The organism is Bradyrhizobium sp. CCBAU 21365 (assembly GCF_015291305.1).
GTDB classification, from domain to species: Bacteria; Pseudomonadota; Alphaproteobacteria; order Rhizobiales; family Xanthobacteraceae; genus Bradyrhizobium; species Bradyrhizobium elkanii.
The window spans coordinates 4,311,401-4,338,061 of sequence record NZ_CP030036.1 but is presented as its reverse complement, the minus strand read 5'-3'; the positions used below and the strand labels follow the sequence as shown (position 1 = coordinate 4,338,061).

Annotated in this window: 26 protein-coding genes; 13 read left to right on the top strand and 13 right to left on the bottom strand. The window is 65.4% G+C overall.

The features are described 5' to 3' along the window. Positions 1–176 precede the first annotated feature (176 nt). Complete coding sequence (locus XI02_RS19705) at positions 177–530, top strand: MmcQ/YjbR family DNA-binding protein (protein WP_018271231.1); 354 nt, start codon at positions 177–179, stop codon at positions 528–530. A gap of 21 nt (positions 531–551) precedes the next feature. Here the strand turns inward: XI02_RS19705 and XI02_RS19700 are convergent, their stop codons facing one another. Both XI02_RS19700 and XI02_RS19695 read right to left on the bottom strand, forming a co-directional pair. Next, a complete protein-coding gene (locus tag XI02_RS19700) occupies positions 552–1,118 on the bottom strand; it encodes a hypothetical protein (protein ID WP_057019822.1) in 567 nt (188 codons plus the stop codon). Positions 1,119–1,207: 89 nt separating this feature from the next. Further along, positions 1,208–2,173, bottom strand: coding sequence for a GlxA family transcriptional regulator (locus tag XI02_RS19695; protein ID WP_026192670.1), 966 nt, complete (start codon positions 2,171–2,173; stop codon positions 1,208–1,210). Between the two features lie 204 nt (positions 2,174–2,377). Between XI02_RS19695 and XI02_RS19690 the strand changes: the two genes are divergently transcribed. After that, entirely contained in the window at positions 2,378–3,019 is a 642-nt protein-coding gene (locus XI02_RS19690) for an HD domain-containing protein (protein WP_069277781.1), read from the top strand. Positions 3,020–3,067: 48 nt separating this feature from the next. Here the strand turns inward: XI02_RS19690 and XI02_RS19685 are convergent, their stop codons facing one another. Together XI02_RS19685 and XI02_RS19680 are read right to left on the bottom strand one after the other, a co-directional pair. Beyond that, a complete protein-coding gene (locus XI02_RS19685) occupies positions 3,068–6,409 on the bottom strand; it encodes a DEAD/DEAH box helicase (protein WP_018271227.1) in 3,342 nt (1,113 codons plus the stop codon). 169 nt (positions 6,410–6,578) lie between these two features. Continuing rightward, positions 6,579–7,028 (bottom strand): SRPBCC domain-containing protein, encoded by a 450-nt coding sequence (locus tag XI02_RS19680; protein ID WP_026192669.1) that lies wholly within the window; start codon positions 7,026–7,028, stop codon positions 6,579–6,581. 77 nt (positions 7,029–7,105) lie between these two features. On the opposite strand from XI02_RS19680, the gene XI02_RS19675 reads away from it, so the two are divergent. Next, the gene (locus XI02_RS19675) at positions 7,106–8,197 is read left to right on the top strand and encodes an adenylate/guanylate cyclase domain-containing protein (RefSeq protein WP_018271225.1); all 1,092 of its coding nucleotides are present in this window, start codon (positions 7,106–7,108) and stop codon (positions 8,195–8,197) included. Positions 8,198–8,202: 5 nt separating this feature from the next. On the opposite strand, the gene XI02_RS19670 is transcribed toward XI02_RS19675, so the two are convergent. Next, on the bottom strand, positions 8,203–8,451 hold the full coding sequence (locus XI02_RS19670) for a hypothetical protein (protein ID WP_018271224.1): 249 nt from the start codon (positions 8,449–8,451) through the stop codon (positions 8,203–8,205). A 92-nt stretch (positions 8,452–8,543) separates the two neighbouring features. On the opposite strand from XI02_RS19670, the gene XI02_RS19665 reads away from it, so the two are divergent. Both XI02_RS19665 and XI02_RS19660 read left to right on the top strand, forming a co-directional pair. Then, on the top strand, positions 8,544–9,764 hold the full coding sequence (locus tag XI02_RS19665; RefSeq protein WP_018271223.1) for a hypothetical protein: 1,221 nt from the start codon (positions 8,544–8,546) through the stop codon (positions 9,762–9,764). Between the two features lie 134 nt (positions 9,765–9,898). Next, positions 9,899–10,546: a glutaminyl-peptide cyclotransferase gene (locus XI02_RS19660; protein WP_018271222.1), complete on the top strand. Its 648-nt coding sequence runs from the start codon at positions 9,899–9,901 to the stop codon at positions 10,544–10,546. A gap of 12 nt (positions 10,547–10,558) precedes the next feature. On the opposite strand, the gene XI02_RS19655 is transcribed toward XI02_RS19660, so the two are convergent. The 3 genes from XI02_RS19655 to XI02_RS19645 form a co-directional block, all read right to left on the bottom strand. Next, complete coding sequence (locus XI02_RS19655; protein WP_018271221.1) at positions 10,559–10,891, bottom strand: hypothetical protein; 333 nt, start codon at positions 10,889–10,891, stop codon at positions 10,559–10,561. A gap of 158 nt (positions 10,892–11,049) precedes the next feature. Next, positions 11,050–12,267: an MFS transporter gene (locus XI02_RS19650; RefSeq protein WP_016842814.1), complete on the bottom strand. Its 1,218-nt coding sequence runs from the start codon at positions 12,265–12,267 to the stop codon at positions 11,050–11,052. Positions 12,268–12,401: 134 nt separating this feature from the next. Continuing rightward, on the bottom strand, positions 12,402–13,568 hold the full coding sequence (locus tag XI02_RS19645; RefSeq protein WP_157183452.1) for an ABC transporter substrate-binding protein: 1,167 nt from the start codon (positions 13,566–13,568) through the stop codon (positions 12,402–12,404). 204 nt (positions 13,569–13,772) lie between these two features. Here XI02_RS19645 and XI02_RS19640 point away from each other — a divergent pair, with 204 nt between their 5' ends. After that, the gene (locus tag XI02_RS19640) at positions 13,773–14,339 is read left to right on the top strand and encodes an AAA family ATPase (protein ID WP_018271219.1); all 567 of its coding nucleotides are present in this window, start codon (positions 13,773–13,775) and stop codon (positions 14,337–14,339) included. A gap of 8 nt (positions 14,340–14,347) precedes the next feature. Here XI02_RS19640 and XI02_RS19635 read toward each other — a convergent pair whose 3' ends face one another. Then, entirely contained in the window at positions 14,348–14,899 is a 552-nt protein-coding gene (locus XI02_RS19635) for a carboxymuconolactone decarboxylase family protein (RefSeq protein ID WP_026192668.1), read from the bottom strand. A 130-nt stretch (positions 14,900–15,029) separates the two neighbouring features. Beyond that, on the bottom strand, positions 15,030–17,540 hold the full coding sequence (gene bamA, locus XI02_RS19630) for an outer membrane protein assembly factor BamA (protein WP_018271217.1): 2,511 nt from the start codon (positions 17,538–17,540) through the stop codon (positions 15,030–15,032). A 42-nt stretch (positions 17,541–17,582) separates the two neighbouring features. On the opposite strand from bamA, the gene XI02_RS19625 reads away from it, so the two are divergent. Genes XI02_RS19625 through XI02_RS19615 form a run of 3 tightly spaced genes read left to right on the top strand, consistent with a single transcriptional unit; the run spans position 17,583 to position 19,886 of the window. Then, on the top strand, positions 17,583–17,795 hold the full coding sequence (locus XI02_RS19625) for a hypothetical protein (RefSeq protein ID WP_129964980.1): 213 nt from the start codon (positions 17,583–17,585) through the stop codon (positions 17,793–17,795). Between the two features lie 28 nt (positions 17,796–17,823). Continuing rightward, complete coding sequence (locus tag XI02_RS19620; RefSeq protein WP_026192667.1) at positions 17,824–18,546, top strand: response regulator; 723 nt, start codon at positions 17,824–17,826, stop codon at positions 18,544–18,546. Beyond that, positions 18,543–19,886: an ATP-binding protein gene (locus tag XI02_RS19615; RefSeq protein ID WP_018271215.1), complete on the top strand. Its 1,344-nt coding sequence runs from the start codon at positions 18,543–18,545 to the stop codon at positions 19,884–19,886. The genes XI02_RS19620 and XI02_RS19615 overlap by 4 nt, the downstream gene beginning before the upstream one ends. A gap of 53 nt (positions 19,887–19,939) precedes the next feature. Here XI02_RS19615 and XI02_RS19610 read toward each other — a convergent pair whose 3' ends face one another. After that, positions 19,940–20,407, bottom strand: a complete 468-nt coding sequence (locus tag XI02_RS19610) for a MarR family winged helix-turn-helix transcriptional regulator (protein WP_018271214.1) — start codon at positions 20,405–20,407, stop codon at positions 19,940–19,942. Positions 20,408–20,555: 148 nt separating this feature from the next. Between XI02_RS19610 and XI02_RS19605 the strand changes: the two genes are divergently transcribed. After that, positions 20,556–20,957 (top strand): Ohr family peroxiredoxin, encoded by a 402-nt coding sequence (locus tag XI02_RS19605; protein WP_018271213.1) that lies wholly within the window; start codon positions 20,556–20,558, stop codon positions 20,955–20,957. 102 nt (positions 20,958–21,059) lie between these two features. Then, positions 21,060–21,464 (top strand): cupin domain-containing protein, encoded by a 405-nt coding sequence (locus XI02_RS19600; protein WP_041482817.1) that lies wholly within the window; start codon positions 21,060–21,062, stop codon positions 21,462–21,464. A 51-nt stretch (positions 21,465–21,515) separates the two neighbouring features. On the opposite strand, the gene XI02_RS19595 is transcribed toward XI02_RS19600, so the two are convergent. Continuing rightward, positions 21,516–23,033 (bottom strand): MFS transporter, encoded by a 1,518-nt coding sequence (locus XI02_RS19595; RefSeq protein ID WP_026192665.1) that lies wholly within the window; start codon positions 23,031–23,033, stop codon positions 21,516–21,518. Between the two features lie 214 nt (positions 23,034–23,247). On the opposite strand from XI02_RS19595, the gene XI02_RS19590 reads away from it, so the two are divergent. Continuing rightward, a complete protein-coding gene (locus XI02_RS19590; protein ID WP_041482645.1) occupies positions 23,248–24,156 on the top strand; it encodes a LysR family transcriptional regulator in 909 nt (302 codons plus the stop codon). A 21-nt stretch (positions 24,157–24,177) separates the two neighbouring features. Here the strand turns inward: XI02_RS19590 and XI02_RS19585 are convergent, their stop codons facing one another. Then, a complete protein-coding gene (locus tag XI02_RS19585) occupies positions 24,178–25,089 on the bottom strand; it encodes a LysR family transcriptional regulator (RefSeq protein WP_018271209.1) in 912 nt (303 codons plus the stop codon). Positions 25,090–25,214: 125 nt separating this feature from the next. Here XI02_RS19585 and XI02_RS19580 point away from each other — a divergent pair, with 125 nt between their 5' ends. Beyond that, positions 25,215–26,654: an MFS transporter gene (locus tag XI02_RS19580; protein WP_244980688.1), complete on the top strand. Its 1,440-nt coding sequence runs from the start codon at positions 25,215–25,217 to the stop codon at positions 26,652–26,654. Positions 26,655–26,661 lie beyond the last annotated feature (7 nt).

Here is a 26,661-nt window from a genome sequence, read left to right as displayed (position 1 = left end):
CTGAAAACATATCTTACGATACATCTATAGATGGAGCGACGGCAACCCACGTTTTCGTGAGACGTCGGGATGAAGCGGCGGCTGGTGCCAACCAAGGGCTGGCCGGCTCAGTCCAGGGCTTGTCGACCTTCATGCGGCTGGCCTATGGCTTGGAACGCCTTCCAGCCTTGCGATCCATGCGCCCCAAGACCTTCGAAGCCCATTGTCTGCGCCTGCCCGCCGCCACCAAGGTGGTGCAATGGGAAGGCACGTCGGTGTTCAAGGTCGGCGGCAAGATGTTCGCGCTGGCCGGCGGCTACATCGAGAGCACCGGCGGCTTCATGTTCAAGACCTCGAACATGGCCTATCAGCTGCTGATCGAGCAGGGCCTGGCGCGGCCGGCGCCGTATCTGGCGCGCGCCAAATGGGTGCAGTTGATGGCGAACGACTCCCTGCCCGACGCTGAGCTCAAGGCCTATCTCGACCAGGCGCATGCGCTCATCGTCGAAAAGTTGACGCGGAAGTCGCGCAAGGCGCTCGGGCTCGACTGATCGGCCAAGCTGCGACGCTATTCAGCCACCCAGCGGCTTGTCGGAATCGCCCGACAGCAATTTCGGAAACAGCTCCTTGAAGGCGAACTTGTCGTCGCCCTTGGCGCGGTCGAAGCGCAGCACGACGTCGAACCGGCTGCCCTCCCATTTGGTCGGCGGGATGCCCTTGCTGACCGGGATCAGCGGAAGGATATCGGAGATGATCGCCTTGTGCTCCCAGCACAGCAGCACGACGCCCTTCAGCGCCAGCACCGCAGGCACCAGCCTCGGCTCATCGCCCTTGCCAAAGCTTTCGTTCGGGGTCAGGCCGCGCCGTGCGGCAAGCGCCGAGATCGTCTCGGCCGGACGGCTCGACGGCGGCTGATTGGCCGTGGTGCCCGGTGTCGCGGCATAGATTGCATCGGGCTTGGCATAGTCACCGCCGGTGAGATCGGTGCCGAACAACGCGGTCCACGCGCCCGCACGCTCCCACCCACGGAGCACAAGCGACTCGGTGTCGGAGACGCCATCCGCGGTGAAACCGGGTCCCGGCCAGGAATCGCCCGGCTTCTCGGCATGACGGATGATGAAGAGCGTGAGCGCGTCCATGGCGGCCTCTCGGGAGAAGATGTGTGGCAGGATCCGGCGTCGGCGACGTCGATACTATCCCCGATACAGCCTCCGGTTGATGAACCGCATCACAGTTTGCGAAAACTCGCGCGGTACTGCGCCGGCGACACGCCGAGCCGCTCGCTGAACACGATCCGCATCCGGTCGGCCGAGCCGAAGCCGCAGTCGAACGCAACCGCCTTCAGCGGCCGGTCCGAGCCCTCGAGCAGCCGGCGCGCGGCGTCGACCCGCGCCCGCTCGACGAATTCATGCGGCGTGATTCCGGTCTCCTGCGCAAAGGCGCGGCCGAAATTGCGCACGCTCATGCCGACGGCTTCCGCCAGCGACTGCAGCGTGTGGCGCTCGCCGACGTGCTGCATGACATGCGCCTGCGCGCGCGCAATCGGCGAATCCTCATCGACCGGCGCGGTGAGATAGGGACTGAATTGCGACTGCCCACCCTGGCGCTGCGCCACCACGACCAGCCGCTTGGCCACCGCGACCGCAACCTGCGGCCCGTGCCGTTCGGCGACCAGCGCGAGCCCGAGATCGATCCCTGCGGTCACGCCGGCTGAGGTCATCAGATGTCCGTCGCGAATGTAGATGCGGTCGAAGATCACCTCGGCCGCGGGAAAGCGCGCCGCCAGCAGCTGCGCGTTCTGCCAATGCGTCGTCACCTTGTGGCCGTCGAGCAGCCCGGCATGGCCGAGCGCGAAGGCGCCAGTGCAGATCGAACCATAGAGCTCGGCGCGCGCTGGCGCCCCACGCAGCCACTGTGTCAGTTCGGGATCCGGCGCGGCGTCGGGCAATGCCGGCCCGCCCGCCACGAGCAGGATATCGAACTTCTGCTGTGCCTCGGCGAAGCTGAGATCGGCCGATATCTTCATGCCGTTCGACGCGCGGAGCGGTTCGCAGCCGGCACCGACTAGCACGGTCTCATAGCCATCGCCCGCCGGCACAAAGCCGTTCGTCTCCGCGAACACATCGACGGGACCCGCGACATCGAGCGCCTGAACCCCTTCGTGAATCGCGATCGCGACTCTCTGAACCGCCATGCCTTCTCCCTGCCCGCTGGCGCGAAACGACGTCTGGTTGGCCCGATCCGGCGGCGCGCGATCGTTGCGGGACCGGGCCCAAACGGCGACAAGCACGCCACGGATCGCGCCACCCGGCGATCCGCACACACCGCAGAGACGAGCGCCGGGCTCGCGTGTTCGCACGCCACGGCATCGTCTTGCCACATCGAGGAGCGTCTTGAAATGACCGAGATCATCGCCGGCATCCGCGTACCCGACAGCGCGATGGCCCGCGCCGCCACCCAGCTGGTGCGCGATACCGAGGACGACCTGCTCTACAATCACAGCCGCCGCGTGTTCTTCTGGGGCGCGCTGACCGGCAACCGCCGCAAGCTGAAATTCGACCCCGAGCTGCTCTATATCGGCGCCATGTTTCACGACATGGGCCTCACCGCGGCTCACGCGAGCCCCGATCTGCGCTTCGAGGTCGACGGCGCCAACGCCGCGCGCGACTTCCTCAAGGGCTATGGCGTTCCGGAGCGCGACATCGAGGACGTCTGGACCTCAATCGCCCTGCATACCACGCCTGGCGTCCCCGAGCATATGCGTCCGACCATTGCGCTGGTCACCGCCGGCGTCGAGATGGACGTGCTCGGCATCGCCTACGACGATTTCTCGCACGAGCACCGCGATCATGTCTGCGCGCACCATCCGCGCGAGGCGAACTTCAAGGAGAACATCATCGATCATTTCGCCGCCGGCACCATCAGGAAGCCGCTGACCACCTTCGGCAACGTCAAGGCCGACGTGCTGGCGCTGAAGGACATGAACTATACCAGAATGAACTTCTGCTCGATCATCCTCGGCTCGAAATGGCCGACATGACGCGGCCAGTTCGGCAAAAGCCGTCACCAAATCTGGACCAGGCAATGTTCAATCCACAAACAGTGCCTGCACGTCCTCTTCCGTGAGCGCAGCGCCGATGCGTCCTTGGGAATCGAAAATGCTGTCGGCCAGCGCGCGCTTGCGGGCCTTGAGTTCGTCCATTTTCTCTTCGATCGTACCGGCAGCCACCAGCCGATAGACAAAGACGGCCTTGTCCTGACCGATGCGATGAGCACGATCGATGGCCTGCTCCTCGACCGCGGGATTCCACCAGGGATCGAAAATGATCACGGTATCCGCGGCCGTCAGGTTGAGTCCGACACCGCCGGCCTTCAGGCTGATCAGGAAGAGGTCGCTGGCACCGTTCTGAAACCCGTCGATCGCGCTCCTGCGGTCCTTCGTTTCACCGGTTAGCACGCTGTACCGGATCGCGAGCGCGTCGCAGCGCTTGCGGATCAGCGCCAGCATGGAGGTAAACTGCGAGAATACGATGATCTTGCGCTTCTCGCTCAGGAGTTCTTCGACCATCTCCATCAGCCGATCGAGTTTTGCCGACGGACGCTGGACGCCGTCGCCGAGGTTCAACAGCGCGGGATCGCAGCAGGCCTGACGCATCCTGAGAAGGGCTTCGAGCACGACGATATGGCTCTTGGCCAGGCCGCGTTCCCGGATCGCCTTGCGGACCTTTTCCGACATCGACAGACGGATGGCGTCGTAGAGCTCCCGCTGGCTGCCTTCGAGGACGACACCCTCTGTAAACTCGCTTTTCGGCGGCAACTCGGCGGCCACCTCCTGCTTGGTCCGCCGCAACAAGAATGGCTTGATGCGGTGCGTCAGCACCCGGGCGCGTCCGAGGTCGGCGCGCTTCTCGATCGGCGTCCGCCAGTCGCGCACGAACGTCGCCCGATCGCCGAGATACCCTGGATTGGCAAAGCTCATGATCGACCAGAGTTCGCCGAGATGATTCTCCATCGGCGTGCCGGTCAAGCAGAAGCGATGCCGCGCGCGGATGCCCTGGAGCCGACGCGTCGTCGCCGTGTTGGAATTCTTGATGGTCTGAGCCTCGTCAAGCACTGCGACGTGCCATTCGCGCGCGAGCAGCACCTCGTGGTCGCGCGCGATCAGCGGATAGGTCGTAAGAACCAGATCGTGATCGGCGATCGCTTCGAAACTCTGCCTGCGGTCAGGACCATGCAGAACGAGAACCCTTAAGCCTGGCGTGAACTTGCGCGCCTCGTTGAACCAGTTGGTCATCAGGCTTGTGGGAGCGATGACGATCGCGGGATCCGTCAGATGACCGCGCGCCTTCTCCAGCGCCAACAACGCCAGGATCTGAACGGTCTTGCCCAGTCCCATGTCGTCGGCCAGTACGCCGCCCAGGCCGCTCTCCCTGAGCAGGTCGAGCCAGGCCACGCCTTGCGTCTGGTAGGGTCTCAAGGCCGCGTTGAAATCGGATGGCAGGACGGGACAAGGCAATCCGCGGGCACTGAGCAGTCCCGCCATACGACGAAGATTTTCCGCTCCCCTGAAGACGAAATGATCGGCTTCGAGACCGAACAGCGGCACGATCTGGGCGCGCGAGAGGCGGATCTTCCCTGACGCATCAACGAAGGCTTCGCGCAAGGCCAGGCTATGGAGCGCCAGTACAAGCGGAAGGAAGCGATCGGCCGCCATCGCCAGATAGCGGCCGTCGGCCAGCGGCAGGTAGACGCTGCCGCCATCGTCCGCGAGCCGCTTGACCGTCTCTGGCGCAAATCCGGGTTGCGATATTAGCGTGGCCAGTAGCGGGGCAAGATCGCGGCGTTCGCCATCAATCTCGATCCCGAGCGCTAGCTCGAACCAGTCGATGCCGCTGCTTTCGAAATCGGCATCGAACACCCCGGATGACGTCGCCAGGCGGTACGGGAAATCGTCGTCGATGCGGATCTCGAAACCAGCCGCTTGCAAACCGGCGGCCTCGACGTTGAGGAAGTCGAGCCATTCCGCCGGCTGCGCGAAGGCCAGGTCCTTCGTATGCACGGCATCGAGCAGGGGGAAAGCCGATCTCGCGTCGACCAGGCCGAGACTGGTCAGTCGTGCAGCCATCTCCTTCTCTTTGGCCTTGCGTCGCGTAACGACGTGAATGCTTCCGTCGCTGAACGACTCCACGCGATGCGCGGATTCCGACTGTTCGATTTCGACCGGGCCGTATCGGAAGCTGACGCGGGCCACCGGTACGCGGTCGGGCGTACGGTCGCCGCCATAGTAATAGCCATGGGTCATCTTGCGCCCCAGCATGAGGCGAAGCACCGGCTCCGGATCCACGTTGATCTTCACCGCTGCGGCGGGAGGCTCCGGCAACCAGCCAGGATCGAGGCCGGGCAATTTCTGGCCTAGATGTTGCACGACTTGCGCGACATGGGCATACGGGATCGCAGGCGCCAACAAAAGCCGGCAGCTCAGCCGTTCCGGAAGATTCAACCCGATCGGCCCGATCAATCCGGCAGCCGCGTCGACATAGACCGGCGGCTCGGCGTTGAGCGCCGTTGCATCTTCAACGGTCAACAGCGGACCGATCCCGTCCTTGCTGACCTGACGCCACGCGATGCGACCGTCGCGCGCATCGCTCCATTGCAGCGCCACGCCACTGTGATCACGCCAGAACGCCCGCCCCGTCGCGACGATCCGTTTCAGGACATCGGCCGAATACGCGCGTCGGCCCAGCGTGTAGCCGGACCGAAACTCGCTGGACAGCCTGACGAGGACGTCAATGTCGGAGCCGAGATAATATTTCGGAGCGCGATCGACCGAAAAATCGGCCAAAGATGGCTGCGACACCTTGCTGCCGAACTCGCCTGTCTTCAGGATTTTCACGGATACCAGCGACACGTCCATGCAGGGAACGCAGCCTGCCGACAACGCGGGCTGCAGATAGTAGAGCAATCGCTGCGTGACATCGGGCGGATAGTCTGATTCCCGCACCGACCGGCCGACCGTCTCGATCCATTCCGTGATTTGGTAGGGCAGCGCCGCGTCAGGTCGCAGCTGCCCATTTCCCGCGGCGCCTCGCGACGCCAGCATTGGCGTACCGGCCGAACGTGCCCGCCGGTGCAAGGCTTCAAAGAGCGTCGCGGCAACATGCTTGCAGTTCACGGCCATTGGACAGCTGCAATCGCCGTCAACGTCGACCAGTCGATCGCCGTCAAACTCCAGCACGATATCGACCCGATAAGGCTTGCGTTCGGTTCCACTCACCCGCGCATGCACGCGGGTGAGATCCTCACTGATCTCCACTTCCGAGACGCGGCCCTGGGCACGGTAAACAAGGGCCTTGTCCACGGCCGACCGGCTGAAGAAACCGAGAAAGTCCTTCTGTCTCAGTCGCTCGGAAAGATTCGGAACGTCAGGCATCACGGATTGCGGTTTCCACAGGAGCGGCGGTCCCGGATCAATCCACTATTAGCAGACGGAATATGTCGGCCAAACGGCATCGACCAGCGCCCGCCCTGCTTCCACACCTTCCTTGTTGTCGGCCGTGACACATAGTGGCCGACAAACTCCTGCAGAAGGCCTAGCTGCCTCACGCCGGACCGCGGTCCGGACCAGGATCCCGACCGACGGCCGCCAGCGAGAGCCGGCCCATATAGTGCGCCCAACCCTTGTCATGGCTCTCGCACTGCGCGGCGTTCGGGAGGCCGCTATGGGTCATGCGGAGCAGCGTGCCGTTGTCCTGCTCCATCAGGTCGATCTCGATCAGGCTCGATCCCGGCGGAACTTCCTCGCTGCCCTCCCAGCCGAAGCTGTAGGCGAGACGATGCACCGGCACGACCTCGCGGAACGCACCGCGCGCGGCGCGGCTGCGATCGCTGCCGAGCCCCTTGAGGAAGTAGAGGCCCCCGGGATGCGTCTCGGTCGCGGCTTCGAGCCCCATCCAGCTCACGATCTTCTGCGGATCGGTCAGGAAGGCGAACACGGTTGCAGCCGGGGCTGCGATCTGGATCTCGCGTTGAACGATGAAGGCTTCAGTCATCGATCCATGCTCCATTGACGGTCGGTGCTCAGGGATAATTCGTGACAAGGGCGGTGCGTCAACCCCATGATGGTGTGATGCAATTGTCATCGACGCTGAGCTGGCTGGTCGACGCCGCCGCCGAGACCGCGGGCGCCAACCGGTTGTTGGCGGACCTCGGTAGCCACCTTATCACGGATGGCCTGCCGCTTGCCGGCGGCGCTCTGACGCTCGAGGTTCCGCACCCCCTGATTGCAAGACGAACCTGGCTGTGGCGTGCCGACAATGGCGAGGTTATCGAAGCGCTCGGATTCGCGCCGGAACAACCGTTTGCGATGCCCGACATGGTGGGGTCCGGCGACGCCGGCCGGCGCTGGCTCGGAACCCTCGCGCCCGGCCCGATCCACGAGGGCACGATTGGAACGCGGCCGGATGGCCCGACCCTCGGCTGGATCGGGACACGCGCCTTCACACCTGCCGAGGCGGATCAATTGCGCGAGGCGGCGCGGTTCATGGCTGCGCCGCTCGCCGCGCTCGCGGCACGCGCGACACTGACGGCGGCACTGGAGGCTTATCTCGGCCGACGCAGCGCGGCGCGCGTGCTGGCATCGCCATTGCGGCGCAATACCGGCGAAACCATCCGGGCGGCACTGCTGTTTGCGGACCTTCGCGGCTTCACCGCGCTGTCGGAAAGCCATCCGCCTGCCGAGGTGATCGCGGCGCTCGATGCCTGGTTCGACCGCATCGCGGGCGCCATCCACGCCTTCGGCGGCGAGGTGCTGAAATTCATCGGCGACGGCCTGCTCGCGATCTTTCCGGTCACGACCAGCGCGCGCAACGCATCCGAGGCGGCATTGCGCGCGGTGTCGGCGGCGCGCGTCGGCATGGCGCATCTCGACGTAGAGCGACGCAAGCAGGGCTTGCCGCCCCTGCCATTCGGCGCGGCGCTGCATCTCGGCGAGGTGCACTGGGGCAATATCGGCGCCGCCGACCGCCTCGACTTCACCGCGATCGGCGCCGCGGTCAATCTGGTGAGCCGGCTCGAAGGGCTCTGCAAGCCGCTCGAGCAGACCGTGCTGGTTTCGGGCGCCCTCGCCGCCGAGACCGAGACGCCGCTGGTCGCGCTCGGCAGTCATGAATTGCGCGGCATTGCGCGGCCATGCGCGGTCTTCACTTTGCCGGAGGGGTGAGCCAGTCATCTGAACAGGCGCAGCCATGGCGCCAGATGAAATGCGCTCATCAGCGCGTACATCGGGACCATGCCCTGCAATGACAGCGGCCCCTGCATCGCGCCGCAGATCATGTCGGCCGGCGCCATCGCGGCAATCAGCGCCATCACGGCAAAGGTCGGCGCCGCCGCCAGCGACAGCAGGCGCGCCAAAGCCTGGCCCCGTCCGCCAAACCTGCCCCTCAACCAGACCTCGCGTGTTTCGATTTCGGTCATCGTTCGATCTCTCTGGAGATGATCCATGTCGTCATGTGCTAGGTTAGGACCGGGCCTCGGAGGGTGAGAGTGACAAGTGTGTCGGGATTCGAATGGACTCGCTGATTACGGCTGCGGCGCGCGCGCTCGCGGCGGGTGATCCCCTCGGCGCACTGAAACGGGTGGCCCTGCGTGACGATGCGCCGGCGCTGGCGCTGCGCGGCATCGCGATGGCCCGGCTCGGCGAATTCGCCCGCGCCAAGGAGCTGCTGCGGCGCGCAGGCCGCGCCTTCGGCCCGCGCGAAGCCGTCGCGCGGGCGCGCTGCGTGGTGGCGGAGGCCGAGATCGCGCTGGTGTCGCGCGACCTTTCCTTTCCCGGGAAGAGCCTCGCCGCGGCACGCGCAACGCTCGCGGCGCGAGGCGATGCGCTCAATGCCGCCCATGCCGGCTATCTCGAAATTCGCCGCCTGCTGCTGATCGGGAGCCTCGATGCGGCCGAGCGCATGCTTGATGGTCTCGACCCGGCGCCGTTCCCGCCGGCGCTGCGGGTCGGCCATGAACTGGTGGTCGCCGGAATCGCGATGCGGCGATTGCGGACCAAGCCGGCACGCGAAGCGCTGGCCCGCGCAAGGGAAGCCGCGCGCCGCGCCGGCATCGCCGAACTCGCGGCCGAGGTCGAAAGCACCGCGCGCCTGCTCGCGACACCCGCGGCGCGTCTGATCGCGCGCGGCAGCGAGCGGCCGCTCTTGCTCGAGGAGGTCGAAGCCCTGATGGCGTCGAAGGCGCTCGTCGTCGATGCCTGCCGCTATGTCGTGCGCGATATCAGCACCACGGTCTCGCTGACCCGGCGGCCGGTGCTGTTCGCGCTCGCGCGCGCGCTGGGCGAGGCGTGGCCGCAGGACGTGTCGCGCGGCGCGCTGATCGCGCGGGCCTTTCGCGGCAAGCACGCCGATGAATCGCACCGTGCGCGGCTACGTGTCGAGATCGGACGGCTGCGCCGCGCGCTGCGGCCGCTGGCCGATCTCAGCGCCACGCCGGACGGCTTTGTGCTGGAGCCGCATGGCCGGCGCGAGGTGAGCGTTTTGGCGCTGCCGGTCGAGGAGGAGCATGCCGCGGTGCTGGCCTTTCTCGCCGACGGCGAGGCCTGGTCGAGCTCCGCGCTGTCGGTCGCGCTGGGGGCGAGCCAGCGCACCGTGCAGCGTGCGCTCGACACATTGGCCGCCACCGGCAAGGTGCAGTCAGTCGGCCGTGCCCGCGCCCGGCGCTGGATGACGCCGCCGGTACCGGGATTCACGACGACCTTGTTACTCCCTGCCCCGCTGCCGAACGGCTAGCATCGGGGCGCAATTGGAGCGTTTTCGAGCGAAGCGGATATCGCTTCGTGCGAAGAAAATGCGTCAAAACAGGAAATCTGGAGCCTCGATTCTGATTCAATCAGAACCGAAGCTCCAGGCGACAGGAGCGCAGCATGAAAAAGGCCACGGCCGAGATCATCCGGGAATACGGCCCCTTCGACGGCGTCGAGAACGTCGGCGGCGTCAGCTTCGACGGCGAGCAGGTCTGGTTCGCGGCCGGCGATCGCCTGGTGGCCTTCGATCCCGACAGCGGCAACACCACCCGCACCCTCGATATCGCGGCCCATGCCGGCACCGCCTTCGACGGCAAGCACCTCTACCAGATCGCCGAGGACCGCATTCTGAAGATCGAGCCGCAGAGCGCGCGCGTGATATCCACCATCCCCTCGCCCGGCGGCGGCCGCGACTCGGGCCTCGCCTGGGCGGAGGGCTCGCTGTGGGTCGGCCAGTATCGCGATCGCACCATCGTTCAGATCGATCCGGAAACCGGCAAGGTTCTGCGCACCATCGAAAGCAACCGGTTCGTCACCGGCGTCTCCTGGGTCGATGGCGAACTCTGGCACGGCACCTGGGAAGGCGATGAAAGCGACGTGCGGCGCATTGACCCGCAGACTGGCGAAGTCATGGAAAAGCTGGAGATGCCGCAGGGCGTGTTCGTCTCTGGCCTCGAGTCCGACGGCGCCGACCGCTTCTTCTGCGGTAGCGGCTCCGCCAACAACAAGGTGCGTGCCATCCGGCGACCGAAGCGCAGCCGCGCGTGAAGCGATTTGCGATCACCTTTCGGCTAGGGAAAGAATAGAGCGGATCACCTGGCGCTTCTCGTCCGACAAACCCGCGAGCAGCGCCTCGTCGAGATGCTGTTCTCGGATGAGCCGTGCGAAGACAAGCGGGAGCTGTGAGTATCGATAGTCGAACATCTCATCGAGCTCCCTCCTTTGCTGGTGCAGATACTCGCCAACTTCCCACATCTCCGACGGCGTCGCTGCCGCAACGGCCCTGCTCTTGAATTCGACCATCACCTTGGCGAGCGCGCATTCCACCGCCGAATCATAGGCCTTGCGCGCAATCTTCTTTTCGGCTGGGGACCATTGGAGATCACGGTACATAGTGGGCTCTCATGCGCCTGGCGTCGTGCCAACAATCATGGCATTCAGCCGTGGACGCCCGACCGATGCAATGACGCCATAACGTTGCCCCTTTGCCCACCGCTCGGCAAGACCAATTCGTCTGTCCGAGCGGCGCGCTGCATGACGGAGTTCAAACTTCACGCCGGCGCCGGCACCGCGGTGGGCCGCACCGCCGGCATCGGGCGGAAGGTCATCATGATCAGGAACGCGCCGATGCCGACCGCCCAGGAGCCGACATAGAGCCACGTGTAGCTCGCAAAGGTGTCGTAGATCAGGCCGCCGGCCAAAGGCCCGGTCGCCATGCCGAGGCTGCCGGCCATCGCGGTGCCGCCGATCACGGTGCCCATCATCCGCAGCGGAAAATTCTCGCGGATCAGCACGGAATACAGCGGCATGGTGCCGGCATAGATGAAGCCGAAGATCGCCGCGACCGCGTAGAATGCGGCAAGCTCGCGCACGAAGACGTAGCCGAGCGCGCCGAACGCCTGCGCCAGCAGGCCAAGCACCAGCACGCGCTTGGCGCCAAAACGGTCGCCGAGCAGACCGAAGGCGATGCGGCCGCCCATGCCGGCGAGCCCTTCGACGCTGTAGATCGTCACCGCGGCGACCATCGGAATGCCGCAGGTGACCGCGTAACTCACGGTATGGATGATCGGGCCCGAATGGGTGGCGCAGCAGAAGAAATTGGTCGCGATCAGGATGATGAATTGCGGCGAGCGCAGCGCCTGCGCCAGCGACATCGGCGGCTCGCCGTTCTCCGAGACCGCTTCAGCGTGGTCGCCCTGCAGCGCCGGCGGGCGGCGCACCAGGAACGAGACCGGAATCATGATCGCGCCGACCACGCCCGAGACGATCAGCATCGCGGTGCGCCAGTCGTGGTGGGAGATCAGCCAGGCCGCGAGCGGCGACATCGTCATCGGCGCCATGCCCATGCCGGCCGACACCAGCGAGACGGCGAGGCTTCGATGGGTGTCGAACCAGCCGGTAACGCAGGCCATCATCGGGGCGAAGATCGCCGCCGTTGCCGCGCCGACCAGCGCGCCGAACACAAACTGAAAGGCCAGCAGCGACGTCACCTGGCTGGCCAGCGCGAGGCTCGCCGCCAGCACGACCGATCCGGTCAGCACCACCGGCAGCGGCCCGAAACGGTCGGACAGCGTGCCCCAGATCATGCTGGTGAAGGCCATCGCGAGGAAGCCGATCGTCATCGCGCTGGAGATGCCGGTCACCGACCAGCCGGTCTCGCGCGCCATGGGCTGGAGGAACACCGGCAGCGAAAACATGCCGCCGATCGCGACGCAGCCGAGCAGGCCACCGGCCGCGACGATCACCCAGCGATAGGTCGAATTGCTCATTCCGGAACTCCCATTCAGCTCGATCTGGCTGGAAGACGAACGGACCGGACTGGAACCGACAACCAACGCGCGCGCCAGCTCACTTTTTTGCGAGCATGGTGGCCTCGAGCGTCGCTACCGAATATTCCTCCTGGTCAGCGGCCGGCTGGACTGCACCCCGGCTCCGGCGCGATCTCGCCGAGTGGTCGCACCTGCACGAGTTCCAAACCCTGCGTCCTGACAATGAACATGCTCATCGCCGCGTGATGATCCCGACCGAGCGTGACAGGGCCGGTCGGCGACGGAATGGCGAGGCCCGCCATCGCGTCGATGATCGCCTCCTTGTCGAGCTTGCCGGCCTTCTCGGCCGCCGCCTTCAGCGCGATCAGCGTGTTGTAGTGCGTCATCACATAGTTCGACACCGCGACACCGGCGCCTGCAGCGGCGCGGGCCTTCGCGACGAACGCCTTGACGGCAGGATCCTCGCTCGTCGCGACTGCCGGCACCACGGTCACCACGTTCTGGCCCTTGCCGCGGAAGATGCCGAGGTCGACTTCCGACAATCCGAGGAACGCGACGGTGATGTCCTTCAACAGCCCGGCCTCGTCGGCCTGCCGGATGAAATCCATCCCGTCGCCCTTCAACGCAAACAGCAGCACCTTGGCCTTGCTCGCCGCGATCTCCTTGATCAGCGGTGAGAAGTCGGTCTCGGTCCCCAGCGTGTATTTCGTCGCGACCACCTTGCCGCCGAGCTTCTCGATCAGGGGCTGCGCGATGCCGAACATCCGATGGGGCCAGACCCGGTCGGCGCCGAGCAGGAAGTAGGTGTTGCCGAACGTCCGGGTCATGTAGGGCAGCAGCTGGCCGAGCTCCTGGTTCGGCACCGCGCCGAACGAGAACAGATAGCGGCTGCATTTGCCGCCCTCGTAATTGGTGGCATAGAACAGCGGCGTCTTCGAGCTCTCGGCAATCGGCATCAGTGCATTCAGATTACGCGAGGTGATCGGACCAACAACGGCAAACACGCCCTGCTTCTCGACCAGCGAGCGCATCGCCTCAGCGGCCTCCTCCGGCCGCGTCTTGTCGTCGGCATAGATCACCTCGACCGGCCGGCCGAGAATGCCGCCGGCCGCGTTGATGTCCCTGGCGGCGAGATCGAGCCCAAGTTTCGCCTGCTGGCCGTAGAGCTCGACCCCGCCGGAAAACGGCAGCACCGCGCCGACGCGGATCGGTTCGCCGGGTCCAGCGGCGCGCGCCGGCTGAAGCATCGCACCGCAGAGCAGAAGCGCGAGCGTCGTGCAGATGATCGAGCGTGATGCCATGTGCGTCATTCCTTCGAGCAGGACCATGCTTGCTCGATAGTATCGGCGCGGGATATTGAAGAATTCGTCAAACGCGCCGTGCTTGCGTCACAATCGAGGCGATGCTCACCGCGCCCGTCGAGACATCTCCGGGCCACCTTCCCCAAGACTTCTGGCTAGGCAACCCGCATCCGCGGAATGCCGACTCGCGCCTTGCCCTAACCAATGAAAGGACACCTCTTGCAAGACCGCTTCGTCCTGATCTCCGGCTGCTCCGGCGGCGGAAAATCGACGCTGCTTGCTGAACTAGCCGCTCGCGGCTATCCGGTCGTCGAGGAGCCCGGCCGCCGCATCGTCACCGATGAGCTCGCATCCGGCGGCAACGCCCTGCCCTGGGTCGATCCGGCGCCCTTCCTGCGGCGCGCCGTTGACGTCGCACTGCAAGATATCGAGATGGCAAAGGCCCATTCGGGATGGGTGTTCTTCGATCGCGGCCTCATCGACGCGGCGTCGGCGCTTGAGGCGTTGACAGGCGAACCGGTGCTGCACAAGATCTGTTCCGTACATCGCTACCACCGGCGCGTGTTCGTGACGCCGCCGTGGCCTGAAATCTACGTCACCGATTCCGAGCGTCGGCACGGCTTCGAGGCAGCGACGGCGGAATATCAGCGTCTGATGGAGACGCTTCCGGCGCTTGGCTACGACGTCATCGGCTTGCCGAAGCTATCGCCATCCGTGCGGGCCGATTTCGTGCTCACGACGCTCGGCGGCTGCCTCACATCGACGGCCTGATCAGGCCGTCACTCCGCGGCCTCACGCTGCGGGACGCCCTGCTCGACGTCGAGCTGCAAGATGTCGTTGAAGCGGTTGAAGGCGCCGCAGAGCGCGATCCGCCAGGTCAGCTCGACGATCTGCGGTTCCGAGAAGTGTTCGCGCAGGCGTGCGAAAATCTCGTCGCGGGTCTTGTTCCAGTTGTTGGTGACGGCGATCGCATATTCGACCACGAGCTTGTCGAGCGCATCGAGCTCGGGATGATCCTGATAGTCGAGCAGCCGCTCGGCGCCCTCCTGCGACACGCCCTGGACCGCGAGCTTGGGCGCATGGTGCGACACGCAATAGTCGCACTTGTTGAGCAGCGAGACCGTGACCAGCGCGAGCTCGAGATGGCGCTTCGAGACCACCGCCTCGTCGGCGAGATCGACCAGCAGCGACCACATGTGCTTGAAGATCGGCGGGCGCTGCGCCATGACGCCGGCCTGGTTCTCGAACGCGCCATAGGTGGTCATCTTGTCCCACAGCGGCTTGAGCTCGGCCGGCAGGTCGTTCCTGGTCTTGATTGACACGCGTGACATGGATTGCCTCGGATCGGAATTGTACCGATGCAGCCTGCCCCGCTTCGCCTGATACCGCAAGCCGCAGGCCGGCATGGCAGGCGTCACGCCAGGAACTTACCGCCACCCGCGACGCAGTCCGGCTGTCGGCTCAGAACGACGTGCCTCCTCCGAACCGGAACTCCTGCACGATGTCGTATTTACCCTTCGTGATCGGCACGGCGTAATCGAAGCGCAGCGGGCCGAACGGCGAGGCCCAGATCAGGCCGACACCGACCGAGGTTCGCACCACGTTCCCATCGTCGTATTGGAGGCCGCATTTGCAAGCAGCCGTATTCACCTCGCCGGTTGCGGCCCACGACGTCGGGCCTTCATAACCCCAGAGCGAGCCGGCGTCCGCATAGACAGCCCCCTTCAACCCAACCTCGGAGGGCAGGAACCAGAACGGCATCTGCAGCTCCATCGACGCCCCCCAGTATTTGGTGCCGCCGAGCGCATCCCCGACCGCGCCTAAGCTCGCATAGGTGATGTCGCGCGGGCCGATGCCGTTGGTGGCAAAGCCGCGCACGAGATTCGGCCCCATCTGGAAATGGTCCAGCATGCGCAGATCGTTGTCGCCGACCTTGGTGAGCAGGCCGCCCTGCAGGTGGATCAGTCCGATCAGGTCGGACACCAGCGGCGTGTAGTATTTCGCGTCGACCGCGCTCTTCAGATATGTCACGTCGCCGCCGACGCCGGCAAAATCCTGCTTGAAGTCGATCAGCAGGCCGTCGGTCGGGTTCTTGTTGTTGTCGAGGGTGTTGTAGGTCAGCGTGTAGCCGATCTGCGAGGTCCAGGTCGCCCCTGCGGCGAGCTCCTTGCGCACCGGCAAGGTGGATTCGCCGTCGCCGTAGCAGCCATATCCATAAAGCCCTGACGAGACCGAGTTCGTGGGATCGACACCGCCGAGCACACTCTGGATGTAGGCGGGTGTTGGATTGAACGCGAGCGACGGGTTGGCCGGATTGTTGTTGCAGTTCGCATAGGCGCTATCGAGCGAGATTTCCTGCTGATAGAGCGAATAGCGCAGCTGCAGGGTCAGGTCTTCGCGCAAGGCCAGGCCCAGCCGCGGCGAGAACCCGATCGTCTTCACGCCATAGGTCGTGTAGTCCGTCGGCAATTGCTCCTTGTAATACGCATCGAGCCCGAGCGCGACGCGATAGTCGAGCAAATACGGCTCGACAAAGGACAGCGACAGGCCGCGCGAGTACTGGCCGTAGCTGACCGTTGCCTTGGCGAACAGGCCACGACCGAGCAGATTTCGCTCGGAGATGCTGACCTCGGCAAGCGCGCCGTCCGTCGTGGAATAACCGCCCGAGACGGAGAAGTCGCCGGTCGACTTTTCCTCCAGATCGACGACCAACACCACGCGATCGCTCGTTGATCCGGGCTCGGTGGTGATCTTGACGGTCTTGAAGTAGTCCAGATTCTTCAGCCGCCGCTCGGCGCGATCGACCAGCGCGCGGTTATACGCATCGCCCTCGGAGAGATCGAACTCGCGCCGGATCACGTAGTCGCGGGTGCGGCCGTTGCCGCGAATGTCGATCCGCTCGATATAGGTGCGCGGCCCCTCCTCCACGCGAAACACGATCCCCACCGTGTGGGCCTCGAAATTCCGGGCACCGTCCGGACGGATCACCGCGAAGGCGTAGCCGCGGCGCGACGCTTCGATCTGCATGTCCTCGACCGACTTCTCGACCGCCTCGACATTGTAGAGCGAGCCTTCGCCGACGCGCGACAATGAACGCAGCGTCGTCGGATCGAAGCCCGCTATACTCGAGCGGAAACTGACCGTCGCAACGCGGTACTGCTGCCCCTCATCGATCTTGAACGTCACCTGAAAGCCCTTGCGCTCCGGATCATACTCGGCGAGTGCAGCTACGACCTGGACGTCCGCGTAGCCGTGCTTCAGGTAGAAGCGGCGGATCAGGTCACGGTCGGCCTCGACCCGATCCGGGTCGTAGATATCGGCATTGCCGAGAAAGCTCAGGAAGTTCGTCTCATGGGTCTTGATTACGTCCTTCAGGCGCGCCGCCGAAAAACTGTTGTTGCCCATGAACTCGATGGTCTTGATGCCGGTCTTCGCTCCCTCGTCGACGGTGAAGATGAGATCGACGCGGTTGTTCGAGCGTTCGATGATCTCCGGCGTGACGTGCACGTCGTAGCGGCCTGAGCGCCGATAGATCTCGGCGATCCGCAGTGCATCCGACTGCACCATCGGCCGCGACAGGGTACCCCGCGGCTTGGACTGCATTTCGGCAGCGAGCTGCTCGTCCTTGATCTTCTTGTTGCCCTCGAACGCGACGCGGTCGATCACCGGATTCTCGATCACCGAAACGACGATCCGGCCGCCCGCGTGATTGATCTTGACGTCCTGGAACAACCCCGTTCCGACCAGCTCCTTGAGGCCGTCGTCGACGGCAGCCTGATCGAGATGGCCGCCGGGCCCGGGCCTGAAATAGGAGCGGATGGTCTCCGCCTCTACCCTCCGGTTGCCTTCGACCGTGATCGCATCAACCGATCGGGCCGCCGCAGGAGCCAACAATGGCCACGTCACCGGCGTCCCCGGGATCGAAAAGCCCGACAGCACGATCGCCGCGACAAAGCTCCGCCACGTCTTCATTCCACACCTCGCGAACAAGAAGCCCGTTGTGACGGGATGGTGATGGCTGCGGTGTGGCTGCAGGATTGCGGAATTATTTCCAGTGGTTTGGGACTGTTAGCGCGACGCGACGCGGCCGGCATCGCCGATTGGTTCGGGCTGCGCGCGACGCTTACAGTTCAGAAACACTATGCTTACGAAAAGGCGCAATGCCGCCCACAAGCGACGCGTATGCTGGTCAATTGGTGGCTGAGCGCGCTGGAACGCGCCCGATGACGTTATGATGAGGACCCAGTCGCGGATCATGCTTGCAAACACTCCGAAGATCCTGATCGTCGAAGACGATCTGCAGACCAGAGACTTGATTGCCCGCTACCTGCGCGACCAATCCTGCCTGGTGGCCACCGCCTCGAACGGCAGGGAAATGGATCGTTACCTTGCCGGGCATTCGCTCGATCTCGTCGTCCTCGACCTGATGCTGCCCGGAGAGGATGGACTGACCCTGTGTCGCCGCCTGCGCGGCGACTCGACGATCCCGATCATCATGCTCACGGCAAAGGGCGAGGACCTCGACCGGATCCTCGGGCTCGAGATGGGCGCGGATGACTATCTCGCCAAGCCGTTCAATCCGCGCGAGCTGCTGGCGCGGATCAACGCCGTGCTGCGCCGCCAGGCCCAGGCCGGCCTTGCCGGGCGCTCGGGCCAGAGCGCCGCGCGCCTGCGCTTCCAGGACTGGACCATCGATCTTCGCCTGCGCGAATTGCGCGATCCCGACGGCGCCCAGGTCCCGTTGACGAGCGCGGAGTTCGACCTGCTCCAGGTGTTCTGCGAGCGTCCCGGCCGGATTCTGACGCGGGATGGCCTCCTGACCATGACGCGCAGCCGGCCGGCCAGTCCGTTCGGGCGCAGCATCGACGTGCTGGTCAGCCGGCTTCGCCGCAAGCTCGATACGAGCGAAGGATCGTCGGTGATCCGGACGGTGCGCACCGGCGGCTACATCTTCACGCCGCATGTGGAGGACGCATGAGCTGGACCCGCAGGATCGCCGCGCTTTTCAGCTTCCACCGGATCAGTGGCCAGATCGCCGCGCTGATCCTGCTTTCGCTGGTGCTTATCCATGCGCTGATCGGGCTCTATTTCGTCAGCCAGAAGCCGAGATCGTTTGCGGACAGGCCGGTCCATCAGTTCCAGCTGGTTGCCAGGCTTCTGAGCGAGGCCCCTGCGGCCGATCGCGCAACGCTGTTGCGCGCTGCCGATCGCGCCTTTCCCCGGCTGCACCTCACATTGCGCGACGCAGATCTGGGCTCGTCTGACGATGCTTCGTCCGAGGTACCTGGCGTCGACGATATCGACGAGTTTTCCTCGAAGACCGCGCCGGCGGCGGTTCGGTTGCCGGACGGAGCCCTGTTCGAAGCGACGATCGGCCCGACGAAAATGCCGCCGTTCTTCGGCGGGTTCTGGGTCAGCACGTTCCTGTTCCTGTTCGTCAGCGTCACGCTGCTCGGCGTGTGGGCCGGCCGCGCGCTCAGTGCGCCACTCTCCGCGTTTGCCCGCGCCGCCGAGAATTTCAGCATCAGCCAGGCCGCTGCGCCGCTGCCGGAGACCGGCCCGGAGGAAATCCGGGCCGCAGCGGTCGCGCTCAATCGCATGCGCGAACGCATCACCACGTTGATGAATGACCGCACGCGCATGCTCGCCGCCATCAGTCACGACTTGCGCACGCCGATCACCCGGCTGCGGCTCAGGTCCGAATACATCGAAAACGATGCCCAGCGCGCGGAGACCCTGCATGACCTCGACCAGATGCAGGCCATGCTGGAATCCGTGCTGTCATTCCTGAGCGGCGGCAGCGCGGCGAAGCCGACGCTCGTGAACGTCGCCGCGCTGCTGCAGACGATCTGCGAGCAATTCTCCGATTGCGGTCACGTCGTGCGCTACCAGGGCCCGGTCAGGGCTTCGTTCCTGATCCGCCCGAGCGAGATCAGCCGCACCGTGACCAATTTGGTGGAGAACGCCCTGAGGTTCGGCAGCGAAGTCGATATCCTGCTTACCGCGTCAGCCGATCAGGTCACGATCGATGTCTCGGACGACGGTCCGGGGATTCCAGAGCACTGCCGGGCCGAAATGCTGAAGCCGTTCGTCCGCGGCGACGAAGCCCGCACCATGGACGAGACAAGCGGCTTCGGGCTTGGCCTTTCGATCGCGCAGGCCATGGTGTGCGGACATGGCGGCGAGCTGTCGCTGCACGACAACACGCCGCACGGCCTTCTTGTCCGCATCAAATTGCCAGGGCCCGTGCACCTCGGATCGGATCGAAGCGGGGCGAGCGCGTCTCGATCCGTGCTTCCTGAACTCGTGTCCGGCTAGAGCAAGATTCAGAAGCGCTTGCCCCTGCCACCCGGCCGCTTTGGCCGGCAGGATCAGCCCTTCTTCGGATCGGCGCGCGTGTTGCGCAGCAGATTGTCGCGCAGCCTCGCAACGGTCTTCTGCACGACGGGAAATTCGTCGCCGAGCCCGGTGGCTTCGACCAGGGACACATTGATGTCCTTGTCGAGCAGGCGTCGGCCGGCCGGCGTCAGGCTCACGCGAACCTGCCGCTCGTCGGCGGGATCTCTGACGCGGCTGATGTAGCCGCTCTGCTCCAGCTTCTTAAGGATCGGAGTCAGCGTGTTGGATTCCAGAAACAGCTTCTCGCCGAGCGCGCTGACGGTCTGCTCGTCCGCCTCCGACAGCGCCACCATGGCGATGTACTGGGTGTAGGTCAGGCCGATCGCATCCAGGATCGGCTTGTAGGCGCGGCCGAAGGCCAGATTGGCCGAATAGACCGCAAAGCACAGAAAATTCGAGAGTTTTCGGCCTCTGGTCTCGGCTTTGGAAGAGCGGGTCACGGGCGTCTCCGGAGTTTGTGATGTCCCGGTGCATATAAATCGTATCCGATTAAATCGGAAGTGCTTGACACGATCAAGCCCGAGACCTATTTCGAGGCGTACACGATTAGATCGGATACGATCTACATTCATCCAAAAGGAGCTCGCCATGACCGCCAATGCACAGGTTCTCGTCACCGGAAAGACCCACGTCACCGCCGGCCCGAACGGCGCCGCCCGCTCGCGCGACGGCTTTCTCGACGTCAAGCTGCCGCAGCCGCACCCCGCCGCGGAAAACCTGTTCGCGGCCGCCTGGTCGGCCTGCTACATCGGCGCGATCCAGCTCGCCGCCGGTCAGCGCAAGGTCAAGCTCGCGAGCGAGCCCGAGGTCGACGCCGAGATCGATCTGAACCAGGCCGGCAGCGACTACTTCCTGAGCGCCCGCCTCAACGTCCACGTCCCCGGCGTCGAGCGCGAGATTGCGCAGGAGCTGATCGAAGCCGCGCACGGCATCTGCCCCTACTCCAAGGCGGTTCACGGCAACATCGCCGTCACGACCACCCTCGTCTGAAACGAACGCATGACGATCTCCGACGCGGGCCGGCCGCTTGCCGGCTCGCGATCGGACAAGGTCAGCAAGCAAATCCTGGAGTTCAAGATGACCAGCAAGCTGATGAAGGCGACGCGCCTCCTCGCAAGGACGGCCTTGTTCACCGCAAGCCTCCTGACAATTCCGAGCGCACAGGCGCAGCAGCCGGCCGGCTTCGCGCGAACCGACCTGCAGCGCCACGACCTCAGCACCTCCGGGCGTGAAGCCGTGCAGGTGCGTGTCGACATCGCGCCGGGCAAGGCATTCGGCCGCCATACGCATCCGGGTGAAGAAATCATCTATGTGCTCGCCGGCACGCTCGAATACGACGTCGACGGCAGGCCGCCGGCGAGGCTGAAGGCCGGCGACGTGCTGTTCATTCCCGCCGGCACGGTCCATGCGGCGAGGAATGTCGGCGACGTCACTGCCAGCGAGCTTGCGACCTACATCGTCGAGAAGGACAAGCCGCTGCTGACCCTCGTAAAGTGACCGATCCCGCCTGCCCGCCCCTGCGTCTGGGCAGGCACGGCGACATCGTGCTCACTTCGTGCCGTGAGCCTCGGCCTGCCGCACCGGCCGCGCGTTGAAGATCAGGAAGCTGAGCGCGGCCATAATCCACACCCCGATGCCGCCATAGAGCATCACCCAGCCGAAGCCGCTCGCCAGTGCCTGATGCACGACCGGGCCGGTCAGCTCCGGCGCGGATGCGATGTCGCCGGCCGCGATCCGCTCGGCGATTGCCCGGAGTTGCACGCCGTCCAGCGCGGGCAGCACCGCCTTCAAATGCGCCAGCACACCGCTTGCCAGGATAAAGCCCATCAGCGCGATGTTGACTGACAGCGAAACCATTCGCGCGCTCATGTCGATGCCCGAGGCCATGCCGGCGCGGTCGCTCGAGACCGAGCCGGTCGTCGTGTTGGTGACCGGAGTGTTGGTGATGCCAAGACCAATTCCGGCGAGCAGGCAGCCCGGCAGCATCGTCACCCAGTCCGGCTGCGCGGCGGCGCTGCCGAATTTCATCAGCATGAATCCGGCGCCGATCGTGAACAGCCCCACCGGAATGATCAGGCCCGGCTGATAGCGCAGCGACAAGCGTTCGGCGAACGGCGGCATCACCAGCGTCGGCAGCGTGTAGGCAAGCAGCGCAAGACCCGCGGACACGCTGTCATAGCCGAGGCCGGCATGAAACCAGATCGGCAGGTAGATCATGAACGGCCAGTAGCTGAGGTTCATCGCCGCCGAGCCGACGATCGAGCCGGAGAAAGCTGGAATCCGAAACACTGAAAAGTCGAACATCGGCCGCCGGCTGATCTTCTCGGCAACCAGGAACGCGATGAAGCTCCCGGCGGAGACGCCGAGGATCGCAAGCCCCTTCGGACTGACGAAGCCGAGATCCGGACCCTGCGTGATGTAGAAGGCGAGGCAGAACACGGCGAGCGACATCGTCACGATACCGGCGACGTCGAGGCTGCTCGCCTTCGGATCCTTCGATTCATGCACGCCGCCAATCGTGAGCACGAACGCAACGGCCGCGAACAGCACGTGGACGAGGAACACCCACTCCCAGCTCAGCGCCGCGACGACGGCGCCGCCGATGATCGGGCCGAAGCCGAGACCGATGCCGAAGATGACGCCCCACCAGCCCCAGGCGACGGCGCGCACCCGGCCGCCCTGGAACTCGTGCGAGAGCACGGCGATCTGGCAGATCAGGAGCGCGCCGCCGCTCAGGCCCTGCAGGAACCGGGCGACAATCAGCATTTCCACGCTCGAGGCGACGCCGCAGATCAGCGAGGTGACGCCGAACGCCGCGATCGCGACCAGGAAGATGCGCTTGCGTCCATAGCGGTCCGCCACCGTCCCGATCGCCATCAGCACCGTGGTGACCGCGATCGTGTAGGCGTTCATGATCCATTGCAGCGCCTTGAAGTCGGCATGCAGCACCCGCTCCAGCGTCGGCAGGATCGCGGGGATGCTGGAAATCTCCAATCCGAACATCAGGCAGGCAAGGCATACGGCGGACAGCACGACAGCGCCGCGGCGGCTCAGTTCAGTAGACATGATCAAGCCTTTTGTTGTGGCAAGCCAACGGAGTACCGCACGCTGTTGCCAGGGTGCTGGCAGCAGCGTCGGTCGATCGACTCACGATGTATTGAGGCAGCAGCGGCAGGAATCGGGTGGCCGCAGCGCTTCACAGCGCAAAGCTAGTCATGGCTTGAGCATTGGTGAATTGGATGACTAGATATTTCAGAGACAACAAATCCGGATGACTGACATGACCACGCTCGACGTCGACGCCGTGAAGACATTCGTGACCATCGCCGATCTCAAGAGCTTTACCCGCGCCGCCGAAACGCTCGGCACCACGCAGGGCGCGATCAGCGTCAAGCTGAAGCGGCTGGAACGCCAGCTCGGCCACAGGCTGATCGAACGGACACCGCGCCTGGTGCGCCTGTCGGCGCAGGGCGCGGCTTTCCTCGCCCCTGCGCAGGAATTGCTCGCCGCGCATGATCGCGCCATCGCGGCGTTGTCGCCGGTGCGTCCGCGTCGCTTCTCGCTCGGCATCGCCACCCATGTCGGAGGCGCGGAGGTCCCGACCTTGCTGGCGCGGCTGCATGCGCACGACCCGACGCTCACCATCGAAGTCCGGCTCGAGGACTCCCGCGACCTGCTCGATGCCTTCGATCGCGGCGAGATCGACGCCGCCATCGTCCGCCGCGAGGACGACCGCCGCGACGGCGAGATGCTGGCGACGGATCACTATGGCTGGTTCGCCACGCCGGACTTCGTCCATCGCGCGGGCGAGCCACTGCGGCTCGCCGCCTCCTCGCCGTCCTGCGGCGTGCTCAACATCGCGACGCGCGCGCTGGCGGCGGCGGGCATCCCGTGGACGGAAAGCCTCCTTGGCTGCGGGTCCTTTGCCGTCGCCGATGCGGTCGCCGCAGGCCTCGCGACTTCGGTGTTCTCCCGCCGGCTCGCCCCGGCCGGGACGATCGAGGTCAGCCGGCGGCTCGGCCTGCCTGCGCTACCGCCGTCCGAGATCATGCTGCTGTCGGCGCTGTCAGATGCAAAGTCACGCGCGGTCCTGAAGACGATCGTTGGCGCCTTTCGCGAGCACCATCGGATGCCTGCGAGCCGCGCGGCAGAGGAAATCCATACCGTCACGGAAGTTGTCGGCTCCTGAGCGATCTGCGCGCCGGCCCGCCTAGCGGCGCGTGCCTCCGGCACGCTTTCCCTCGAACAGCGCACGCTCCGAGGTGAGCGCGTTGGCGAGAAAATCGAGTGTCGCGCGGATGCGCGCGGTGCGCTTGAGATCGTCATGGGTCAATAGCCACAGCGCCGAGCGCGGCTCCGCGAGGGCTTTCGGCGTCAGGCGGCGCAGCGTGGGCGCGAGATCGCCCACATAGCACGGCAGCAGGGCAAGCCCCAGTCCCGCTGCCGCAGCATCGCGCAGCGCCGGAAGCGCGTCGACCCGGCAGGTGATCCGCGCCGAACGCAGGTTCTCGCGCATCCAGCCGGCGACGACGGTCCCCGCCAGCGCATCGTCGAGCCCGATCCAGTCGTGCACAGACAGATCCCTGTCACTGCGGCGGGCGAGATAAGCGCGCGATCCGTAGACCGCATGGGCAATATCGGCAACGCGTCGCCCGACCAGCAGTTCGGATGGTGCCGGTGTCGGGCGGATCGCGATCTCGGCCTCGCGGCGCGTCAGGTTCGCCATCGCATTCGAGATGATGATCTCCGGCTGGATCTCCGGATGCGCGGCGCGCATCGCCGGCAGATGCCGCATCAGCACCGCGCCGAGCGTGTCCGTCGTCGTGATCCGCACCGGCCCCGACGGCCTGAGGTCCCGTCCCGCCAGCTTGCGCTCGAGCGCAAGCACTTCGTCCTCGAGCCGGGCCGCCGACGCCGCCGCGATCTCGCCGGCCGGTGTCGGCGCGTAACCGTCGCGGAAGCGCTCGAACAGGCGGGTTCCGATCGCGTCCTCGATCGTGCCGAGGCGGCGAAACACGGTGGAATGCGTGACGCCGAGCTGGCGCGCCGCCCCCGAGAGGCTGCCTTCCCGCGCGACCGCGAGGACAAGGCGAAGGTCATTCCAGTCAAGCGGGCTGTTCATTTTTGCAAACTCAATTGGCAGAGTTGGCGAATACCTTATCACGGACAAACAGGCCATCTTTCCGAAAAGTTCGGCCGACGGGCGCACCTCGTGTGCCGCGCCGGCAAACGCAGGGGAGCCGGCAGGTGACGAGCGAGACCACCGAGACGTTGCAATTGCACGCCGCGCGGCCGGCGACGGTCGACCCGCGGCGATGGCTGGCGCTGCCGGTGCTGCTCACCGGCGCCTTCCTGCCGATCCTCGATTTCAATGTCGTCAACCTCGCGCTCCCCGCCATTCGCGACAATCTCGGCGCCAGCCCAAGCGAGGTGCAGTTCGTGATCTCGGCCTATGCCGCGACCTACGCCGTGTTCCTGATCACCGGCGGCCGGCTCGGCGACCTCTTGGGGCGGCGGCAGATGTTCCTGACCGGCGTCGCCGGCTTCACGATCGCATCCGTGCTGTGCGGCATAGCGTGGTCACCGGCCATGCTGGTCGCCGGGCGGATCCTGCAGGGCCTCACCGCCACCGTGATGGCGCCGCAGGTGCTCGCCTCGATCCGCGTGCTGTTTCCGGCGGCCGAACAGGGCCGCGCACTCGGCTTCTATGGCGCGACCTTCGGCCTTGCCAATATCTGCGGCCAGCTGCTGGGCGGCGTGCTCGTGTCGGCGCATCCGTTCGGACTGGCCTGGCAGGCGATCTTCCTGATCAACCTGCCGATCGGCCTCGCCGCCTTCGTCGGCGGCCTGCTGTACCTCGCCGACTCGCGCGCTGCGCACGCGCAGCGGCTCGACGTCGGCGGCGTCATTCTGCTGTCGCTCACGCTCGGCCTTCTGGTCTATCCGCTGATCGAGGGCCGGGAATCCGGCTGGCCTGTCTGGATCGTCGCGATGCTGCTGGCCTCTCCTCTGATGCTCGCCGGCTTCGTCCGCTTCGAGGCTCGCCTCGAAGCACGTGGCGGCGATCCGCTGGTCGCGCTGCATCTGCTGCGCAACAGCGATTTCGTGATCGGGCTGGTGATGGCGCTGGCCTTCTACATGCTGTCGTCGTTCTATTTGACCTTTGCGGTCTACCTGCAAAGTGGCCTGCACCGATCTCCGCTGGAAGCCGGCCTCGCCACCCTGCCCTTTGCCGCCGGCTTCTTCGTCAGCTCGCTGGTGTCGTCGCTGGTGATGCAATGGCTCGGCCCGCGCACGCTGACGCTGGGCTTTGCGCTCCAGGTCACAGGCTTCGGTGTCGTGATGCTGTCGGTCGGCGGCGCGCTCCCGCAAAGCCTCGAATTCGGCCTGATCTGCGGCGGGCTCGGCTTCGGCACCGTGATGCCCTCGGTGATCAAGGCCGTGATCGGCAGCATCGATCCGCGCCATGCCGGGCTGGCATCGGGCATGATGATCTCGACCTTCCAGATCGGCGCCGCACTCGGCGTCGCGGTGATCGGCGGCGTCTTCTACAGCCTGCTCGGGCCGCATCCGCGGGCCGACGATTACGCGCACGCCTTCACGATCGCGCTCGGCTGCAACGTCGCGCTGCTGGCGCTCGGCGGCTGGCTGTCGCTGTGGCTGCCGCGCGAGCCGGCGGCGGGTTGAGATCGAC

Bases quoted from the DNA above. Each gene is read 5' to 3' on its own strand.
- XI02_RS19705 (WP_018271231.1), top strand. From the start codon at position 177: ATGCGCCCCAAGACCTTCGAAGCCCATTGTCTGCGCCTGCCCGCCGCC.
- XI02_RS19700 (WP_057019822.1), bottom strand. From the start codon at position 1,118: ATGGACGCGCTCACGCTCTTCATCATCCGTCATGCCGAGAAGCCGGGC.
- XI02_RS19695 (WP_026192670.1), bottom strand. From the start codon at position 2,173: ATGGCGGTTCAGAGAGTCGCGATCGCGATTCACGAAGGGGTTCAGGCG.
- XI02_RS19690 (WP_069277781.1), top strand. From the start codon at position 2,378: ATGACCGAGATCATCGCCGGCATCCGCGTACCCGACAGCGCGATGGCC.
- XI02_RS19685 (WP_018271227.1), bottom strand. From the start codon at position 6,409: ATGCCTGACGTTCCGAATCTTTCCGAGCGACTGAGACAGAAGGACTTT.
- XI02_RS19680 (WP_026192669.1), bottom strand. From the start codon at position 7,028: ATGACTGAAGCCTTCATCGTTCAACGCGAGATCCAGATCGCAGCCCCG.
- XI02_RS19675 (WP_018271225.1), top strand. From the start codon at position 7,106: ATGCAATTGTCATCGACGCTGAGCTGGCTGGTCGACGCCGCCGCCGAG.
- XI02_RS19670 (WP_018271224.1), bottom strand. From the start codon at position 8,451: ATGACCGAAATCGAAACACGCGAGGTCTGGTTGAGGGGCAGGTTTGGC.
- XI02_RS19665 (WP_018271223.1), top strand. From the start codon at position 8,544: ATGGACTCGCTGATTACGGCTGCGGCGCGCGCGCTCGCGGCGGGTGAT.
- XI02_RS19660 (WP_018271222.1), top strand. From the start codon at position 9,899: ATGAAAAAGGCCACGGCCGAGATCATCCGGGAATACGGCCCCTTCGAC.
- XI02_RS19655 (WP_018271221.1), bottom strand. From the start codon at position 10,891: ATGTACCGTGATCTCCAATGGTCCCCAGCCGAAAAGAAGATTGCGCGC.
- XI02_RS19650 (WP_016842814.1), bottom strand. From the start codon at position 12,267: ATGAGCAATTCGACCTATCGCTGGGTGATCGTCGCGGCCGGTGGCCTG.
- XI02_RS19645 (WP_157183452.1), bottom strand. From the start codon at position 13,568: ATGGCATCACGCTCGATCATCTGCACGACGCTCGCGCTTCTGCTCTGC.
- XI02_RS19640 (WP_018271219.1), top strand. From the start codon at position 13,773: ATGAAAGGACACCTCTTGCAAGACCGCTTCGTCCTGATCTCCGGCTGC.
- XI02_RS19635 (WP_026192668.1), bottom strand. From the start codon at position 14,899: ATGTCACGCGTGTCAATCAAGACCAGGAACGACCTGCCGGCCGAGCTC.
- bamA (WP_018271217.1), bottom strand. From the start codon at position 17,540: ATGAAGACGTGGCGGAGCTTTGTCGCGGCGATCGTGCTGTCGGGCTTT.
- XI02_RS19625 (WP_129964980.1), top strand. From the start codon at position 17,583: ATGGCTGCGGTGTGGCTGCAGGATTGCGGAATTATTTCCAGTGGTTTG.
- XI02_RS19620 (WP_026192667.1), top strand. From the start codon at position 17,824: ATGCTTGCAAACACTCCGAAGATCCTGATCGTCGAAGACGATCTGCAG.
- XI02_RS19615 (WP_018271215.1), top strand. From the start codon at position 18,543: ATGAGCTGGACCCGCAGGATCGCCGCGCTTTTCAGCTTCCACCGGATC.
- XI02_RS19605 (WP_018271213.1), top strand. From the start codon at position 20,556: ATGACCGCCAATGCACAGGTTCTCGTCACCGGAAAGACCCACGTCACC.
- XI02_RS19600 (WP_041482817.1), top strand. From the start codon at position 21,060: ATGAAGGCGACGCGCCTCCTCGCAAGGACGGCCTTGTTCACCGCAAGC.
- XI02_RS19595 (WP_026192665.1), bottom strand. From the start codon at position 23,033: ATGTCTACTGAACTGAGCCGCCGCGGCGCTGTCGTGCTGTCCGCCGTA.
- XI02_RS19590 (WP_041482645.1), top strand. From the start codon at position 23,248: ATGACCACGCTCGACGTCGACGCCGTGAAGACATTCGTGACCATCGCC.
- XI02_RS19585 (WP_018271209.1), bottom strand. From the start codon at position 25,089: ATGAACAGCCCGCTTGACTGGAATGACCTTCGCCTTGTCCTCGCGGTC.